This window comes from Syntrophothermus sp. (assembly GCF_013314835.1).
In the GTDB taxonomy this organism is placed as follows: domain Bacteria; phylum Bacillota; class Syntrophomonadia; order Syntrophomonadales; family Syntrophothermaceae; genus Syntrophothermus; species Syntrophothermus lipocalidus.
Genome location: NZ_JABUEX010000015.1, coordinates 1 through 17,501, shown reverse-complemented (window position 1 = coordinate 17,501; position 17,501 = coordinate 1). Strand labels below are relative to the sequence as shown.

The window sequence follows — 17,501 nt, the reverse complement described above, 5'->3', positions numbered from 1 at the left end:
TTTATAACTATGTTTTAAGGGGGAGTACTCATGTATGAGCCGAGTTGGAGAGACGAACAGACAGACCAACTGGTAAAGGCTTTGGTTGCTTTGAGAAACGAAGACGAATGCTACCGGTTGCTGGATGACTTGTGTACTGTTTCAGAGATAAAGGCTATGGCCCAGCGGTTACAGGTGGCCCGGATGCTCAAGGAAAACCACACGTACAACGGTATCGCCGAACAGACCGGGGCCAGCACTGCTACCATCAGCCGGGTGAAAAGATACCTGTACTACGGTGCTAACGGTTACCAGCTCATTTTACAAAGGTTGAAGGAGCAGAACGATTAGATGAAAGCCAAAGAACTCCCTCCGGGTTTCAAGGATTACGTTCCCCGAGAGGCCAAACTGAAAAGAATAATCGAGAAAAAGGCAGCAGACCTTTTTGCCTCCTGGGGTTATCAGGAGGTAATTACTCCTACGGTAGAATATTTGGAAGTCATACAAGTTGCCGATATGAACGTGGATCAGCAAGAGCTTTTTTTGTTCCAAAACCGGGACGGCCGACTTTTGGCCTTGCGTCCGGATATGACTATTCCCATAGCCCGCCTGGCTTCGACCAAGCTACGAAGATATCCGTTGCCGCTGCGGTTGTTCTACCGGGCGAATGTTTTTCGTCACAGCCTTTCTCAGCACGGCAAGTACAACGAGTTCTGGCAGATAGGGGTGGAAATGCTGGGAGCAGCCGGGGAGAGGGCAGATGCGGAAGTAATCGCCCTTGCGGTTGAGTTGATGAGTTGCTTAGGGGTGGAGGATTTCCAGTTAAGCCTGAATAACGTCAGGATATTTAACCAGCTGTTGCAGGAGAGCGGCCTTGCCCACGATGACGAGAATGAAATAAAAAAGCTGGTCATGAACAAGGACCTGGTCGGGCTAGAAAGAAAGTTGTCGGGTTTGCGCCTGGACAGCAAGTTGAAGGATACGTTTCTCGAGCTGCCGGTGTTGAACGGGGGACTGGAGGTGCTCGAGCGTTTACCCGATTTTTCGGAGTGGCCGGAAGTGATGGCCGGGGTCGAGGAGCTCAAGGTGTTGTTCCGGGCTTTGCGAGCTTTTGGCGTTGAAGACCGGGTGGTAATCGACCTGGGTGTACTGAGAGGGCTGGATTACTATACTGGGGTGGTTTTTGAAGGTTATTCATCGAACCTGGGGTATCCTTTGTTGGGAGGCGGGAGATACGATAATGTAATGGGACGCTACGGTTGGCCTAATCCTGCTACTGGCTTCGCCGTGGGGGTAGAGAGGGTGCTCTTGGCCCTGGGGTCAATGTCTGCACCAACAGAGCCTTGTTGTTTGGTGGCAGGCAGCGATCTGACAAAGGTGGCCGAGACTGCTCGCCGGTTGAGAAAGGAAGGGCGGGTTGTCTGTCTCGACGTCCACGGCCGGTCTCGAGATGAACTCCAAGCTCAGTGCCGTCAACGCGGCTGGGAACTCGTATGGGTCGATGATAAGTAGGGTGAAGAGGAGAATGAGATGTTAGCCGATACCGTGACTTTTGCCTTGCCTAAAGGGCGATTGATTGAACCGAGTCTTAACTTGCTGGCTGATCTAGGCCTTCCGACTTTTGACATCAAGGAGGACTCGCGCAGTCTTCTGTTCGAGTTTTCGGAGCAGGGCCTGCGCTATATAATATGTCGTCCAACCGATGTTCCCGCATATGTCGAACACGGGGCGGCGGATTTGGGGATTGTAGGAAAGGATATAATCGTGGAACAGGGGAAAGATGTCTTTGAGATGGTGGACCTGGGTTTTGGGTATTGCCGTTTTGTGGTTGCGGTCCCGGCCCAAATGAAGGATATCAGCTTGGAAGAGTTGAGTTACCGCCGGGTGGCTACTAAGTTTCCCAACGTGGCTGCTGAGTTTTTTCGGCAGCAGGGCCTGCAGGTCGACATCGTAAAGCTCCACGGAAACATCGAGCTGGCCCCGCTCATGGGCATTTCGGATATGATCGTCGACATCGTGTCTACCGGCCGGACCCTGGCTGAGAATAACCTGGTGGAACTGGTCCAGATAATGGAGTCCACGGCCCGCTTGATCGTAAACCGGATAAGCTACAGGGTTAAGTACCATAAGCTACAACCCCTCATCGACAGGATAAGATACCTGGTAAAGAACGGAGAGGTGAGACAATGATTATCAGGAGAATGAAAGCAGGAACCGCAGATTTGGAGGAATTCCTGCGGGTTCCGTATTCCGGGTTACAGGAGCTGGAAACACGGGTAGCTTATATCGCGAAAGAAGTGAAAGCCCGTGGAGATGAAGCCGTCTACGAGTTTACGAAGAGATTTGACAAGGCTGATATAGGGTTTCACAATTTTAGGGTTGGTGGCGGGGAGATCAACGAAGCCTACCAGGCTGTAGGCGAGGAGTATACGTCTGCCTTGCGGGCGGCAATTGCTAACATTAGGGCATTTCACCGCAGGCAGTTACATAACTCTTGGATGGAACCGGACGAAACCGGCAACATCTTGGGGATGATTTACCGACCTTTAGATCGCGTAGGTATATACGTTCCCGGAGGAACCGCTGCTTATCCTTCGTCTGTCCTTATGAACGCAATTCCAGCCCAGGTGGCGGGGGTAAGAGAGATAGTCATGGTGACACCGCCGGCAGCGGACGGGCGGGTTAACCCTTACACTCTGGTGGCGGCAGCGGAGCTGGGGGTCAAAGAGATTTACAAGATGGGCGGAGCCCAAGCCGTTTTTGCCTTAGCCTGGGGAACGGAAACTGTACCGAAGGTGGATAAGATTACCGGCCCTGGCAACATATATGTGACCTTGGCTAAGAAAATGGTGTACGGAGATGTCGATATCGATATGCTGGCCGGTCCCAGCGAGATATTGATAATCGCAGACGACAAGGCGGAACCTGCCTACGTGGCTGCTGACCTGATGTCCCAGGCTGAGCACGATGTTCTGGCCCGATCCATACTTGTTACAGACAGCGAAGAGCTGGCGGATGAGGTGGAGAGGGAAATTGGGCGGCAGTTGCCTTCGCTGTCCCGCCGTGACATAATAGAGAGGTCTTTACAGGAACAGGGAGCGATCATAATTGTAAAGGACATGAAAGAAGCGTGTGAAGTGGCGAACCGGGTGGCACCGGAACACCTGGAGTTGATGGTTGAGCATCCCTTCGAATGGTTAGGGTATATTAAGAATGCGGGAGCCGTATTCTTGGGGAAATATACCCCGGAACCGGTCGGCGACTACTATGCTGGACCTAATCACATCCTTCCCACTGGTGGTACCGCCCGTTTCTATTCGCCGGTGACGGTAGATACTTTCTTGAAGAAAACCAGTGTGCTTTACTATTCCGAGACCGGTTTGGCAAAGGCCCGGCAGGATATTATAACTTTGGCCGAGATTGAAGGCCTGACTGCCCATGCCAATTCGGTTAGGATACGAAGGGAGGAAGGCATCGAGTGAGCGACGAAATAAGGAGTGCCGAAATTCACCGCAAAACCACCGAAACCGAGATTCTTTTACGAATGGAGCTGGACGGCACCGGGAGTTACCAGATAGACACGGAAATGCCTTTTTTAGGGCACATGTTGGCCCTGTTTTCTATGCACAGTTTGTGCAATCTCAAGGTATGGGCCCGAGGCGACACCGAGGTTGATGATCATCATACGGTAGAAGACATCGGCCTATGTTTCGGACTGGCTTTGAAGCAGGCCATCGGGGACAAGAAGGGGTTGCGCCGTTACGGTTCGGCTACCATACCGATGGATGAAGCCTTGGCCCGGGTGGTAGTTGACCTTTCCGGTCGCTCCTACCTTTCTTATCACGTGCCTGTGCCGGGGGAACGGGTTGGCACCTTCGCCACTGAACTGGTGGAGGAGTTCTTCCGGGCGGTGGTAAACAGCGCCGGGATAACCCTGCACATAGACCTGATCCGGGGAAGCAACAGCCATCATATCCTGGAAGCAGTCTTTAAGGCGTTTGCCCGCGCCTTGAAGGAAGCGATAGAGTACGAACCCCGGGTCGAAGGGGTTTGGTCGACTAAAGGTAAGCTTTAAGGCTTCTAGACTCATTCAGGGGAAAGGGGAAGTTACTTGATAGCGGTCATAGACTACGGGATGGGCAACTTGCGCAGCGTTCACAAAGCCTTGGAGAAACTGGGGTTTGCGGTGGAGGTCACGTCTGACCCGGACACGGTGGTTCGAGCCGAGAGGGTGGTACTGCCCGGAGTTGGAGCGTTTGCCGATGCTATTAAGAACCTCTGCAGTTCGGGTATGAATGAGGCTATTTACGAAGTGGTTAGGACCGGGAAGCCTTTGTTAGGCATCTGTTTGGGCCTGCAGCTTTTGTTTTCGGAAAGCGAAGAAGACGGTTTACATCGTGGATTGGACATTATCCCTGGTCGTGTTACCCGCCTGCCGGCCATTGAAAAAGTTCCACACATGGGTTGGAACCAGGTGTCGTATTGCCAGAAGGTTTCCCTGTTCGATGGTATTCCTGACAAATCTTATTTTTACTTCGTTCACTCGTATTATGTGGTGCCCGATAACGAGGAAGTTAAGGCGGCTACCAGTGATCACGGTGTCGCTTTCACCTGCGCGGTGTTCAAGGGCAACATTTTTGCGACCCAGTTTCACCCGGAGAAGTCCAGCACTCTGGGACTGAAGCTCCTGAAGAATTTTGGAGAGTGGAGATCATGATTATTTTCCCGGCCATAGATATCAGGGAAGGACGCTGCGTGCGACTGGTCCAGGGGAAAAAGGAGAACGAGGTCGTCTACTCGAACCATCCGGCCCGGGTAGCCAGGTCTTTTGAGGACCTGGGGGCCCGCTGGTTACACGTTGTAGACCTGGACGGCGCTTTTGCGGGTGCTCCGCGTAACTTGAAGGTCATCGAAGAGATAGCGCACTCAGTGGAAATTCCCTTTCAGGTAGGGGGAGGATTGCGCAGCCTCCGGGACGTGGAACAGGTCCTGGCCGTGGGCGCGGCACGGGTTGTAATTGGGACCAAGGCGGTAGAGAGTCCTAGTTTCGCTCAGGAATTGTTGGAGCGTTTTGGACCGGAAAGGATTGTGCTGGGGCTTGATGCTCGCGATGGGATGGTTGCGGTTAAGGGTTGGGTGGAAGTGGCAGAAATGAAGGCTGTGGATCTTGCTCGGTCTATGAAAGAACTGGGAATCGTCCGAGCAGTTTACACCGATGTGACCAAGGATGGTTTGTTACAAGGACCTAATTTTGAGGCCATAGAGGAGATTGCTCGGACTTCCGGCTTGCGCATCATAGCATCGGGGGGAGTTTCAAGCCTGGAAGATGTTGAGAAGCTTTTAACACTGGAGGAGCTGGGCGTTGAAGGAGTCATAATCGGTAAAGCCATTTATGATGGTACTATTGACCTGAGAAAGGCTTTAAGCTTGGTCGAGGAGTAGAGGACTAGATAAGTATACAGAAGTACTACTACTGGCCGCATGAGAAGAAGCATAGGGAGTGGGGATGAATGCTGGCCAAAAGAATAATTCCTTGCTTGGACGTTCACGAAGGCCGGGTTGTAAAGGGCGTGAATTTCTTGAATCTAAAAGATGCCGGAGATCCAGTGGAATTGGCGGCTTTTTACGACCGAGAAGGGGCCGATGAATTGGTGTTTCTGGATATCAGTGCTTCTTATGAAGGCAGGAAGACAATGGTGGAAGTGGTGAGAAGGACTGCGGAAAACGTGTTCATACCGTTTACCGTAGGCGGTGGCATAAGAACCCCTGAGGATATCCGGGTAATGCTAAACGCGGGGGCGGACAAGGTATCTATCAATACTGCTGCGGTGAAATCTCCGTCTTTGGTTATGGAGAGCGCGAAAAAATATGGGAGCCAGTGCATCGTGGTGGCTATTGATGCTCGCGAAGCAGGGCCCGGACAGTGGGAGGTGTGCATAAACGGGGGACGCACTTCTACGGGCATCGATGCTGTGTGGTGGGCACAGAGGGTGGAGTCTTTGGGTGCAGGGGAGATACTCCTTACGAGCATGGACAAGGATGGTACCCGCGACGGGTACGACATTGAATTGACGAGAGCGGTGAGCGAAGCGGTAAAGATACCGGTCATCGCCTCCGGAGGTGCTGGGAACCTGGAACACTTGGCAGAGGCGATTCTTGAAGGGAAAGCCGATGCTGTTTTATGCGCCTCCATTTTCCATTACCGCGAGTACACGGTGAGTCAAGCTAAAGAGTACCTGGAGGCTAAGGGAGTGGTGGTTAGACGATGAGTAGAGGCTTTATAGAACAGCTGAAATTTGATGAAAAGGGATTAATCCCGGCCATAATACAGGACGAAAAGACCCAGCAGGTGCTGATGCTGGCTTACATGAACCGGGAGTCTTTGCTCAAGACGCTGGAAAGCGGGTATACCTGGTTTTATTCCCGCAGCCGCCAGTGTCTGTGGATGAAGGGAGAAAGCTCGGGGAACATCCAGAGGGTAAAGAACATCTACTATGACTGTGATCGGGACTCGCTTTTGATTACGGTGGACCAAGAGGGTGCCGCCTGCCACACCGGGCACTATTCCTGTTTTTACCGGGATTGGGATGGAACCCTTGTTTCACCACGGTTGTTCGACCCGGAAGAGGTTTACCCGCGGCGGCCTGGAACCCCCTCCATCTTGTTTGAACTTTACGAGGTGATACAAGCCAGGCAAAGACTTAGACCCGAAGGTTCCTACACCTCGTATCTTTTCAATGAGGGTCAGGACAAGATTTTAAAAAAGGTGGGAGAAGAGAGCACGGAAGTAGTCATCGCTTCTAAGAACAACTCGGAGGAGCAACTGGTATACGAGCTGGCGGATCTCATGTATCATCTTTTGGTGTTGATGGTCTACCACGGTGTTGAGCTAAAGGATGTTTTTGCCGAACTACGCTCTCGTCGCTGAAAAAGCGTTTACCGGTCAGGCACAGGTTAAATGAACGGGCTTGGTGTATAGATGTAGGAGGCACAACACTGGTCCCTAATTGATCTGGGAGTATAGACCGGTTTTTGTTTTTATGATTTGCCTATGGGGAATGAGGTCGATGAAGCTGGTGGAAGGATTAAACCAAGAGCAGAAGGAAGCCGTTTTACACGTGGATGGTCCGTGTTTGGTTTTGGCAGGAGCAGGCAGCGGGAAGACCCGGGTGCTGACTACTCGCCTAGCTTATTTGTGTCATACAGGTATCCGTCCCGGGAACGTGTTGGCCATAACTTTTACCAACAAGGCAGCGCGCGAAATGAAGGAACGGGTGGAACGATTGATTCCGGGCTTTACCGGCCAGTGGATACAAACATTTCACGCTACCTGCTACCGTATCCTGCGCCAGGAGATAGACCGCCTAGGTTACAGCCGGGATTTCAGCATCGTGGACGAGGCCGAACAGAGAGCTTTGGTCAAGGAGTGTTTACAAGACCTGAATGAATACCGAATCAAGCCGGAAGTAATAGCCTATTTTATAAATCAAGCCAAAAACAGCCTGGCTTCGGAAAAGAAGGATCTCGGGAGCTGGGCTCTGCCAGCTAACATGAGAGAGGTTTATCAAAAGGCCTTTCGCCTCTACCAGGCCCGTCTGAAGGCCATGAACGGACTAGACTTCGAGGACTTAATTTTATTGACCATACGCCTGTTTCGGGAAAACGAGGACGTGCTGGGTAAATACCGGGATCGGTTCAAGTACATAATGATCGACGAATACCAGGATACAAATTATGCGCAGTACGTTTTAAGTCATACCCTGGCGCAAAAACACCGTAACCTCTTCATAGTAGGGGACCCGGACCAATCCATTTACAGTTGGAGAGGGGCCGAACCGGAAAACATCAGGCGATTTTTGAGGGATTATCCGGAGGCCAGAATCATCAAGCTGGAAAAAAACTACCGATCTACCAAGGTTATATTGGACGCGGCCAACGCGGTCATAAAGCACAACTGCGAACGCGAAGAAAAGGTGCTGAAAACCGACAACCCGGTCGGAGAGAAGTTGATGCATTTTAGGGCTGTAGATGGCCAGGAGGAAGCACAGTTCGTTGCCGAAACCATCGCGGAGTTGGTCCGGCAGGGATACCGTTACCGGGATATGGCTATTTTTTACCGCACCCATGCCCAGTCCCGCTACCTGGAAGACGTCTTAAAAAGACGACTGGTGCCTTACTATATCGTAGGCGCCCGCAGCTTCTACCAGCGAAAAGAAGTTAGGGATGTACTGGCCTACCTGAAACTGGCAGTGAACCCTTTTGACACGCTGAGTTTTAGGCGCGTCATCAATCTTCCCCGCCGGGGGGTTGGGGACGTCACCCTGAAGAGGATAGAAGAATTTGCTGCTGCTTCTGCCTTACCGGTTTTGGAAGCCCTTGCTAATCCTGCGGATATTCCGGGGATTTCGCGCCGGGTAGCTGAGGCCTTGGAGGAGTTCTACGGGCTAATCAAGTTTGTGCAGGTCTTGGGAGAAAACGAGCCGGTAATGGCAGTTTTAGAACAGCTCCTGGAATCATCAGGATATGTCGAAGATATTTGTCGAAGGGATCCGCTGGGGGCAGAGGAGAGGATAGAAAACCTGCACGAGCTGAAATCGGTAGCCTTAGAATTCGACCGAACGCGGGGTGGAAACCTGGGAGAGTTTTTAGCCGAGGTTTCTCTTGTTCAGGATACAGATACGACGGATGTTTCCGATGCGGTGGCGATGATGACGTTCCACAGTGCCAAAGGTCTCGAATTTCCGGTGGTTTTCATGACCGGGATGGAAGAAGGTATTTTCCCCTCGGCTAAAGCGGAAACCGAAGCCGAGATCGAAGAGGAACGGAGGCTGTGTTATGTCGGTATCACCAGGGCTAAGGAAAGGTTGTTCTTGAGCAACGCGTTCAGCCGCGTTTTGTGGGGTTATGAGATGCGAAACCTGCCTTCCCGTTTCCTTGGCGAGATACCTAGAGGGCTTTTCATTTCAGACCATGCTGCGGACCCCGGGTTTACGGAGATACTCCCGGAAACCACAGACCCAAAGCTGGAGTTGGCCCCGGGAGACGTGGTAGAGCACCGTAAGTTCGGGCAAGGTATAGTGATTGATGTGTTGGAGGACGGGGAGATAGCCATAGTCGACTTTGTCGTAGCTGGGACCAAGATGTTGAGGACCGATATAGCACCTATGGTGAAGGTAGAGGGATCTGACGGTTGGTGATAGACTGTAGCAAACTGTGACAGCATCCTCAGGATGGGTGTGGCGCGGAGGAACTTTGGCTAGGAGGGACAGGTGTGGAAACCCCCAGGGAAAGAGCCGAAAAGTTGCGGGAAGAGATTCGAAAGCACGACTATCACTATTACGTGTTGGATCAGCCCTTAATCGGTGACGCTGAGTATGACCGTTTGTTCCGGGAGTTGGTCGAGCTCGAACAGGCTTATCCGGACCTCGTTACCCCTGATTCTCCCACCCAGCGGGTAGGCGGAGAGGTGCTCAAAGGGTTCACGCCGGTTCAGCACCGGGTACCTCTATTGAGCTTGGACAATGCTTTCAATGAAAGGGAACTCCGGGATTTTGACCGGCGCTTGAAGGAAAGACTGGGGGATGAGGCTGTTGCCTACGTCTGTGAATTGAAGATCGACGGGGTGTCGATAGCTTTGGTATACCAGGACGGGGTCTTGATGAGCGGTGCTACTCGTGGAGACGGGATGGTAGGGGAAGATGTTACGGCCAACATCCGCACCATAAAGTCCTTGCCGTTACGGCTGACTTATCCTTTGCCGCGGGTGGAGGTGCGGGGGGAAGTATACATGCCGAAAGAGGCTTTTGCTCGCTTGAACCGGGAACGGGAGGACAGGGGGGAAAAGACTTTTGCTAATCCCCGTAACGCGGCGGCAGGATCCATCCGGCAACTTGACCCGAAAGTGACCGCTGGGCGCACCTTGGGTCTTCTGGTTTATGATATCTTACACTTGGAAGGGAAAGAAATAGACAGCCAGCGGGAAACGTTAGAGTTTCTGTCCGAGTTGGGTTTCCCGGTAGACAGAAACTACCGCTGGTGTGCTTCTCTGGACGAGGTATTGGAATACTGTGAGGAATGGCAAGGGAGAAGGCACGAACTTCCGTACGAAATAGATGGAGTAGTGGTCAAACTTAATTCGCTGCCGGCGAGACAGCTTTTGGGAGCAACTGCCAAAAGCCCGCGCTGGGCCATAGCCTATAAGTTTCCGGCCGAAGAAAAAGAGACAAAGATCGTTGCCATCGAGCTCAACGTCGGGCGCACCGGGGTGATAACTCCCACCGCGGTCATGGAGCCTGTCAGCCTGGCGGGTACTACGGTGAGCAGGGCGAGTTTACACAATTACGACCTGATTCGTGAAAAAGATATCCGCGTAGGCGATATGGTGGTGGTTCATAAAGCCGGGGATATCATACCTGAGGTGGTAAGATCACTACCGGAGAAACGGACCGGCAAAGAGATCGAATTCAAGATGCCGGACAAGTGCCCAGCCTGCGGTTCGCGGGTGGTCAGGTTCTCGGGAGAGGTTGCATATCGTTGCGACAACATAAACTGCCCGGCCCGTTTGAAGGAGAGCCTGATCTTTTTTGCTTCGCGGGAAGCTATGGACATCGAGGGCTTGGGGCCTGCCTTAGTGGAACAGCTAGTAGACAGGGGAATAGTGAGCAATGTAGCTGACCTGTACTATCTTAGAGCCGAAGAGCTGGCAGGTTTGGAAAGGATGGGACAGAAATCGGCCGCCAACTTGATTAGGGCTCTGGAGCAGAGCAAAGGGCGCCCGCTGCATCGGTTGCTGAACGCCCTCGGCATCCGTTACGTAGGGCTCAAGACGGCGAGGATACTGGCGGAGCACTACCGGGATATAGAACGCTTTTCGGGCATAGACCGCGAAGAACTTATGTCTATCCCAGAAATCGGGGAGAAGATTGCGGAGAGCGTAACGGCGTTTTTCGCTGAGCCTAGGAATTGGGACACCATCCACAAACTGAAAAAAGCAGGGGTTAACACGGTTGAGCCTGAATTTTCTATGGCACAAGACAGCCAGTTCGCGGGCAAGACCTTTGTGTTGACGGGTGCGTTGGAGTCGATGACCAGGAATGAAGCGACGAAAGCCATCGAGGATCGCGGGGGCAAGGTGACTAATAGCGTAAGCCGCAAGACCGACTTCGTCGTGGCTGGTAGGGATCCGGGATCAAAATACGACAAAGCTGTGGCTTTGGGTGTCACGGTTTTGGATGAAAACCAGTTCTTGCAACTCTTAGGAAGACAGGCGAAGGCATAAACGAGGGGTAGAGCTGATGACGACCGCAACTTCTCGGGTTACGCTCACTGAAGAAAGTCAGATAAAGGGGCGAATTCATACCCTTGTTTTTTCAGCTCCACGATTATGTTAGGCAGGGCCTGGGCATTGCTGGAGGAAACGTTGTGCAGGAGTATGACGGCCCCGGGGTGGATGTTGCCGGTAACGTCTTGGAATATCTTAGCAGGCGTAGGCTGATTCTTGACATCCCAGTCCCGAAAAGCCATACTCCAAAAAACTGGCCGGTAATTGAGGGAATGAAGGGTTGCCAGCACTTTTTCGCTGTAGGTTCCGTTCGGCGGTCTTACCAGCCGGGCAAGCGGCTGTCCGGTTGCAGCTAAGAAAGCGGCTTCAGTTGTTTCCAATTCTTTGTCTATTTTCTCTTCGGATATGGTGGTCAGATCAGGATGAGTCGCCGTGTGACTGCCTACCACATGACCTTCCGCTACCATCCGTTTGACCAGCTCGGGGTGGGACGTGATAAAGGGCTTGGTTACGAAGAACGCCGCTTTTACCTGGTACTGGGCCAAGGTGTCAAGTATGGTGGCGGTGTAGCCCATTTCGTACCCGGCGTCAAAAGTGAGGTAGATTCGCTTGGCATCCGGACTTCCCAGGTAAATTCCGTTGTACTTAGCCATCAACTCCCGCGCCGATTGGGGAATAAATGGCTGCTGGTGATTCTTGCCAGGGACATAGTACCAGACCAAGCGTTTGGCAGAGGGGGGCTCCTCACTGGCACCTGAAACAGGGTTACCGTTTGAATTGCCCGTCGAGTCAAGGTTCGTCGTTGATGCGTCCGAAGATGAAGATGTCTTAGGCATGGTTCCAGAAGGAAGACTGTTTGTTTGGGTCTCGGTTCCACGATTATTACCATTTTGAGCAACACCGGAGGGGGTATCGCTAGTGTCGGAAGGGGTGTGACCGGTTGGATACCAGCAGGCGTAGCCACCAATGGTCAAGCCAAAAACCAGGATCACGGCCAAAAAAATATACGAATAGAGGCGCAAGCGGATACTGGCTACGCTGGCGGGCACTGCTGTCTTGCGCTGGTGGGACCGAGTTTTTTCCCTTGAAACCTTGGACGGGTGCGCTTTTTTCTTGGGCCTTGTCGACACGTGTTTACCTCCATCCCGGATGTGCTTTTATACTGTATTAAGCTGTTTCGACAATCACTGCCTTTATCCTCCAGGGAAATAATGGAGTGCATACCCGTCCAAAGAAAAACCAGAATCCTACGAACGTTACGGTTGATTTATCCCTTAGCCTGGAAAAAACTGTTCATTTTGCTGTCCAAATCTTCCATGTTCACGTCTTTAAGAAAACCAAGGTCATAGCCAGTGACGTCCGAGAGCTCAAACAGCCGCCACCGACCGGATTCTTTAACCAGCAGGGCCAACTGCTGGCCCTGTACCTTACTGTTAGGTACCCGGTAATCACACACCACCAGAGCGGCTTTGCTTCCACTGCGGGTTAATGACGGCCGGGCTGTGACTTTTAGTTCACCTGTACCGGCTTCGGGCAGGTTTTGGGCCAGCGCTTGGCCCATCTCCTTGCGTATAGCTGATTCCCGTTTCAAAAGTTCGCTTGGAGCGGTATTGTTGTACTTTGGAAACAGCACAGAATAAGCCCAGTTCACGCTCAAATACTCGGCAGCTTGGTCGTATTTTCCTGTACCGAGTAGTTGATAGAACTTTTCCACCGTTTTTTCCGGGGTAGAGACGTCGAAATAGGTCGCATAACCAAACATTCCTGCCAAAAGCACCACGATGAGAGCAATGTTCCACTTGGGTATTCCAAACACAATGGCCTGCCTCCCTCAAACTCGAGCTTACCACAGCTATGAGTCTCATTCTACACGTTTGATATACGTCGAGCAACCATTAATAATCCTTACCTGGAATCGGTTTTTCTTCGCAAACCGGCAGAGGAGAGCTTGGGTTTAGACGTAAGGGCATGGAACTTGCACGCGTATCGATTTTGGGCCAACAGGGCTTGTACAGGTAGCCCGGACGCAGGCTTGTGGCTTTCAGTCGATTGACGGGGGGGTAGGTTTTTGTTACCATGGCCTAATAAGAGGAATATTACGGGAGAAGAGGTAAGGCCCAAGATGAAAAACCAGTTCAGTCGATTCAGAGGATCAAATTCCTATATTGCCAGCGAAGAGCTGCAGAACAGCGTGAACGTTGCCATCGCTTTAGGTAAGCCTTTGCTCATCAAGGGAGAGCCTGGTACCGGCAAGACTATGCTGGCGAAGAGCATCGCCGATGCGCTGGGCAAACCGCTAATAATTTGGAACATCAAGTCTACGACCAAGGCTCAGGAAGGGTTATACGTCTATGACACCGTTCAGCGTTTGTATGACAGCCAGTTCGGGGATCGTGACGTTAGCGATATCAGGCAGTATATAAAGCTGGGCAAGCTGGGAGAGGCTTTTGTAAGCGATGAACAGGTGGTGCTGTTGATCGATGAGATCGACAAGGCGGATTTGGAGTTCCCCAACGACTTGCTGTGGGAACTTGACCAGATGAGTTTTTACATTCCTGAGACCAAGGAGACTGTGGTTGCCAAGCACCGGCCGATCGTGGTTATTACCAGCAACGCGGAAAAAGAACTTCCGGACGCTTTTTTGCGGCGCTGTATCTTCCACTATATTGAGTTCCCGGATGCGGAACGCATGAAGGAGATCGTGGCAGTGCATTTTCCTGATCTCGATCGCAAACTTTTGGAACAGTGTCTCGAAGCTTTTTACTGGATCCGAAGCCTGCCCAACCTACAGAAAAAACCCAGCACCAGCGAGCTGTTAGACTGGCTGCAGGCCCTGGTTGTCGGCGGTATCAACCCGCGCAAGATCGGAGAGGAAATCCCGTTTCTCGGGGTCTTGCTTAAAAAGAACCAAGATGTCGAAACCTTGCTGTGGAATTTGCGTAACCCGCGGGGCGGTCGTAAACCTTCGTTTTATTCCCGTTGAATCAGGGTGAATTACGGTTTTGGGATCGGGTGATAGTTATGTTCACCGAGTTTTTTTATGAGTTAAGAGCCCACGGGGTGCCGGTGTCGGTCAATGAGTGGTACACGTTGCTGGAGGCCCTCGAAAAGGGGCTGGCCGGTTCCAGCCTTACCGGGTTTTACTACCTCTGCCGGGCGGTATTGGTCAAGTCTGAAACCTATTATGATAAATTCGACCGGGCTTTTGCCAGCTATTTCGACGGTATAGAGACACCGGAGTCTTTGCCAGATAAGATATGGAAGTGGCTTGATAGGGAGCTTCCCGAAAATCACCGAGTGAGGTTTGACGGCACTTTACGCCAGTATGATATAGAAGAATTGAAGAGGATGCTGGCAGAACGCTTGGCTCAACAGAACGAAGAACACCACGGAGGAAACCGTTGGATAGGAACAGGGGGTACGTCTCCCTTCGGCCATTCCGGCTACCATCCCGGCGGAATCAGGCTGGGAGAAGAATCGCGCAACCGTTCGGCGGTCAAGGTGGCGGCTGAGAGACGCTGGGCAGATTTTACCGATGATGAAACCCTGGACACGCGGCAGTTCCAGATGGCGTTGCGCAAATTGCGCCATTTCACTACCCGGTTTGAAGGACCGAGGACTGAACTGGACATCGATGCCACCATCGAAGCGACGGGTAGAAATGCGGGCCGTTTGAAGCTGGTGTGGAACCGGCCTCGCCGTAACGCCATAAAAGTGCTGCTGCTCATGGATTCCGGCGGTTCGATGCTGGCTTACAGCCGGCTCTGCAACCAGTTATTCACCGCAATGCACCGGTCTTCGCACTTTAAGGATTTTCAGGTATATTACTTCCATAATTGTATTTACGATTGGCTTTATCCTCATCCCAGCTGTTTGCGTCGGGACAGTATAAAGACGAGTGACGTGCTGCGTAACCTCGATTCTGACTATCGGGTTATTTTGGTTGGTGATGCCAGCATGGCTCCGAGCGAGTTGACGATGCCGGGTGGAATTATAGATTGGGATCTTCATAACGAGGATCCGGGAATCGTATGGCTGCAGCGGGTTAGGGGTCGGTTCGAATACAGCGTTTGGCTAAACCCGATACCAGCGAGTTACTGGCGATGGACCGAGGGCGCGTACACGATAAAGCTGATCAGAGAAGTGTTTCCTATGTACGAGCTGACTCTTAACGGCTTGGAGCAGGCTATCAAGTGCCTGAAGGGTCGGGTGGTTTGAGGAAGGAATGTAATCAGCAGGGTAGAAAGTTGTGAGCGGGGAGGATGAATTCGATTGGCTTAACAGGAATAGTAGCAACGGCGTTTGTGGTAGGGTTGTCAGGCGCTATGAGTCCAGGCCCTTTGACTTTGGTTACAATGGTTCGGGCGGCTCGCAACGGGGTCAAAGCAGGCATGAAGGTTTGTCTCGGGCACGGGCTGGTAGAGGCATTGCTGGTACTGGCTTTGGGGCTGGGAGCAGGAGCCGTCTTAGCACGATCGAGCCTGGCGGGCACAGTCGCGCTTATAGGAGCAGTTGTGCTTGGAGTCATGGGCTTTTTCCTGATCAGGGATGCAAGGACAGCGAGTTTAGATGAAATGACGACACTTATGGGTGAAGAAAGGAATGAGTTAGGCCCGGTGGTGGCAGGAATAGTGGCTACGGTCGGTAATCCCTACTGGATTATGTGGTGGGCGACAGTGGGCGTGAGTTACGTAATCTTGGCCAGCAGATTTGGCTCCCTAGGGCTCGCTCTTTTTTTTGGTGGACACTATCTCGCCGACGTGGTAACCTTGGGAATCGTTTCTGTAGTGATGGCCCAAGGACGGCGGTGGTTGAGCGGGGAATGGTACCGACGATTGCTCCTGATTTTTGGGGTTTTCCTATGGGGGATGGCTGCGTATTTCCTATACAGTGCTTGGCAGTTTTGGCACTAGTTACGAGGAGGTTCAAAAGATGAGGTTAGTGTATGAGGGAAAAACGAAGCGCGTTTATGAGTTAGAGGACGGGCGCTACCTTTTGTATTTTAAAGATGATGTTACAGGTGAGGACGGACGCATAGACCCGGGGTCCAACTTTGTACTCGGAACGCTTAAGGGGAAAGGGCAAGCGTCACTAAAATTGTCTCGCCATTTTTTTGATTTGTTGAAGAAAGAAGGCATTCCTAGCCATTACATTGAGGCGGATATAGAAAAGAACACGATGGCTGTTAGAAAGGCCAAGACCTTTGGTCGGGGGCTAGAAGTCATTTGCAGGTTCAAGGCTTATGGGAGTTTTATTAAGCGTTACGGGGACTATGTTGAGGAATTTCAGCCTCTGGATGGCCTTATCGAGATCACTCTCAAAGACGATAAACGCGGGGATCCATTAATCAACGATGAGGCGTTGGTCAAACTCGGGCTACTCACGGACGACGAACTGGTTCAGGTCAAGGAGCTTACTCGGAAGGTAGCGGCGGTAGTAAAGGACGATTTGGCTTCCCGGGGATTAGAACTGGTCGATATCAAATTTGAATTCGGTAAGATAGGCGATGAAATCGCGGTTATAGATGACATATCGGGGGACAACATGCGGGTCTTCAAAAACGGCCATCAGATTAGTGCTCGTGACCTGGCAGATATGATAGTGTGAGTCTATCCAAAACGGAGATTTTCGTATTATAATAAACGAAAGAGGAGCCAGTCGGCATTTGCGATTGTTTTGAATTCATCCGTCTGCGCAAGGCGGGTGCTGTATCATTGCGAGGGGGTGGAGGTAATGGAAGAGGTAAAGAGGATTCTCGAAGGCGATGTTCGCATGGCGTCCCGGCTTATCAGAAACCTTGAGGACAATATACCCGGGGCCAAGGAGACGGTTAAGAAGGTATTTCCTTACACGGGGAAGGCACACGTAGTAGGGATTACGGGTTCTCCGGGGGCAGGTAAGAGCACGCTGACCGATGGTATCATAGCTTCGGTGCGGAGGAAAGGGAAGACGGTAGGGGTTCTGGCAGTGGACCCGACCAGTCCTTTTACCGGAGGGGCGATTCTGGGGGACAGGTGCCGGATGCAGCGGCACGCCGAGGACCCTGGGGTATTCGTGAGGAGTTTAGCATCGCGGGGAGCGATGGGGGGATTGTCGAAGGCGATAGGGGACAGCATACACGTACTGGATGCGATGGGAAAAGACATGATAATAGTCGAGACAGTAGGAGCGGGGCAGCAGGAAGTAGACATCATCAACCACGCTCACACCGTGATAGTGGTGCTGGTACCGGGCATGGGGG

General features: G+C 52.0%; 18 protein-coding genes. 16 read left to right on the top strand and 2 right to left on the bottom strand.

All coding sequences use genetic code 11. The features are described 5' to 3' along the window. The first annotated feature begins 30 nt into the window (after positions 1-30). The 11 genes from HPY90_RS06510 (at position 31) to ligA (ending at position 11,257) form a co-directional block, all read left to right on the top strand. On the top strand, positions 31-330 hold the full coding sequence (locus HPY90_RS06510; RefSeq protein WP_287192605.1) for a YerC/YecD family TrpR-related protein: 300 nt from the start codon (positions 31-33) through the stop codon (positions 328-330). After that, positions 331-1,491, top strand: a complete 1,161-nt coding sequence (gene hisZ / locus HPY90_RS06505; RefSeq protein ID WP_287192602.1) for an ATP phosphoribosyltransferase regulatory subunit — start codon at positions 331-333, stop codon at positions 1,489-1,491. 18 nt (positions 1,492-1,509) lie between these two features. Then, positions 1,510-2,169, top strand: coding sequence for an ATP phosphoribosyltransferase (gene hisG, locus HPY90_RS06500; protein WP_287192599.1), 660 nt, complete (start codon positions 1,510-1,512; stop codon positions 2,167-2,169). After that, positions 2,166-3,461 (top strand): histidinol dehydrogenase, encoded by a 1,296-nt coding sequence (gene hisD, locus HPY90_RS06495; protein ID WP_287192597.1) that lies wholly within the window; start codon positions 2,166-2,168, stop codon positions 3,459-3,461. Before hisG ends, hisD begins: the two co-directional genes overlap by 4 nt. After that, positions 3,458-4,054, top strand: coding sequence for an imidazoleglycerol-phosphate dehydratase HisB (gene hisB, locus HPY90_RS06490; protein WP_287192594.1), 597 nt, complete (start codon positions 3,458-3,460; stop codon positions 4,052-4,054). Before hisD ends, hisB begins: the two co-directional genes overlap by 4 nt. A 36-nt stretch (positions 4,055-4,090) precedes the next feature. Beyond that, on the top strand, positions 4,091-4,696 hold the full coding sequence (gene hisH / locus HPY90_RS06485) for an imidazole glycerol phosphate synthase subunit HisH (protein ID WP_287192592.1): 606 nt from the start codon (positions 4,091-4,093) through the stop codon (positions 4,694-4,696). After that, entirely contained in the window at positions 4,693-5,421 is a 729-nt protein-coding gene (hisA, locus tag HPY90_RS06480) for a 1-(5-phosphoribosyl)-5-[(5-phosphoribosylamino)methylideneamino]imidazole-4-carboxamide isomerase (RefSeq protein WP_287192689.1), read from the top strand. The genes hisH and hisA overlap by 4 nt, the downstream gene beginning before the upstream one ends. Positions 5,422-5,489: 68 nt before the next feature. Further along, entirely contained in the window at positions 5,490-6,248 is a 759-nt protein-coding gene (gene hisF / locus HPY90_RS06475) for an imidazole glycerol phosphate synthase subunit HisF (protein WP_287192590.1), read from the top strand. Next, positions 6,245-6,907, top strand: coding sequence for a bifunctional phosphoribosyl-AMP cyclohydrolase/phosphoribosyl-ATP diphosphatase HisIE (hisIE, locus tag HPY90_RS06470; RefSeq protein ID WP_287192587.1), 663 nt, complete (start codon positions 6,245-6,247; stop codon positions 6,905-6,907). The genes hisF and hisIE overlap by 4 nt, the downstream gene beginning before the upstream one ends. A gap of 139 nt (positions 6,908-7,046) precedes the next feature. After that, complete coding sequence (locus tag HPY90_RS06465; RefSeq protein WP_287192584.1) at positions 7,047-9,176, top strand: ATP-dependent helicase; 2,130 nt, start codon at positions 7,047-7,049, stop codon at positions 9,174-9,176. Positions 9,177-9,250: 74 nt separating this feature from the next. Beyond that, positions 9,251-11,257: an NAD-dependent DNA ligase LigA gene (gene ligA, locus HPY90_RS06460; RefSeq protein ID WP_287192581.1), complete on the top strand. Its 2,007-nt coding sequence runs from the start codon at positions 9,251-9,253 to the stop codon at positions 11,255-11,257. Positions 11,258-11,301: 44 nt separating this feature from the next. Here the strand turns inward: ligA and HPY90_RS06455 are convergent, their stop codons facing one another. Beyond that, complete coding sequence (locus HPY90_RS06455) at positions 11,302-12,390, bottom strand: delta-lactam-biosynthetic de-N-acetylase (protein WP_287192578.1); 1,089 nt, start codon at positions 12,388-12,390, stop codon at positions 11,302-11,304. Between the two features lie 137 nt (positions 12,391-12,527). Then, positions 12,528-13,076, bottom strand: a complete 549-nt coding sequence (locus HPY90_RS06450; protein WP_287192575.1) for a hypothetical protein — start codon at positions 13,074-13,076, stop codon at positions 12,528-12,530. A 306-nt stretch (positions 13,077-13,382) separates the two neighbouring features. Here HPY90_RS06450 and HPY90_RS06445 point away from each other — a divergent pair, with 306 nt between their 5' ends. The 5 genes from HPY90_RS06445 to HPY90_RS06425 all read left to right on the top strand — a co-directional run. Beyond that, positions 13,383-14,243, top strand: a complete 861-nt coding sequence (locus tag HPY90_RS06445; RefSeq protein ID WP_287192687.1) for an AAA family ATPase — start codon at positions 13,383-13,385, stop codon at positions 14,241-14,243. Between the two features lie 38 nt (positions 14,244-14,281). Continuing rightward, positions 14,282-15,478: a vWA domain-containing protein gene (locus tag HPY90_RS06440; protein WP_287192572.1), complete on the top strand. Its 1,197-nt coding sequence runs from the start codon at positions 14,282-14,284 to the stop codon at positions 15,476-15,478. Positions 15,479-15,522: 44 nt separating this feature from the next. Beyond that, a complete protein-coding gene (locus HPY90_RS06435; protein ID WP_287192569.1) occupies positions 15,523-16,173 on the top strand; it encodes a LysE family transporter in 651 nt (216 codons plus the stop codon). A 19-nt stretch (positions 16,174-16,192) separates the two neighbouring features. After that, positions 16,193-16,867 carry a phosphoribosylaminoimidazolesuccinocarboxamide synthase gene (locus HPY90_RS06430; RefSeq protein ID WP_287192566.1) on the top strand — a complete coding sequence of 225 codons (675 nt, stop codon included), beginning with the start codon at positions 16,193-16,195 and terminating at the stop codon, positions 16,865-16,867. 126 nt (positions 16,868-16,993) lie between these two features. Next, on the top strand, positions 16,994-17,501 hold a 508-nt coding region (locus tag HPY90_RS06425), incomplete at its 3' end, for an ArgK/MeaB family GTPase (RefSeq protein WP_502707192.1).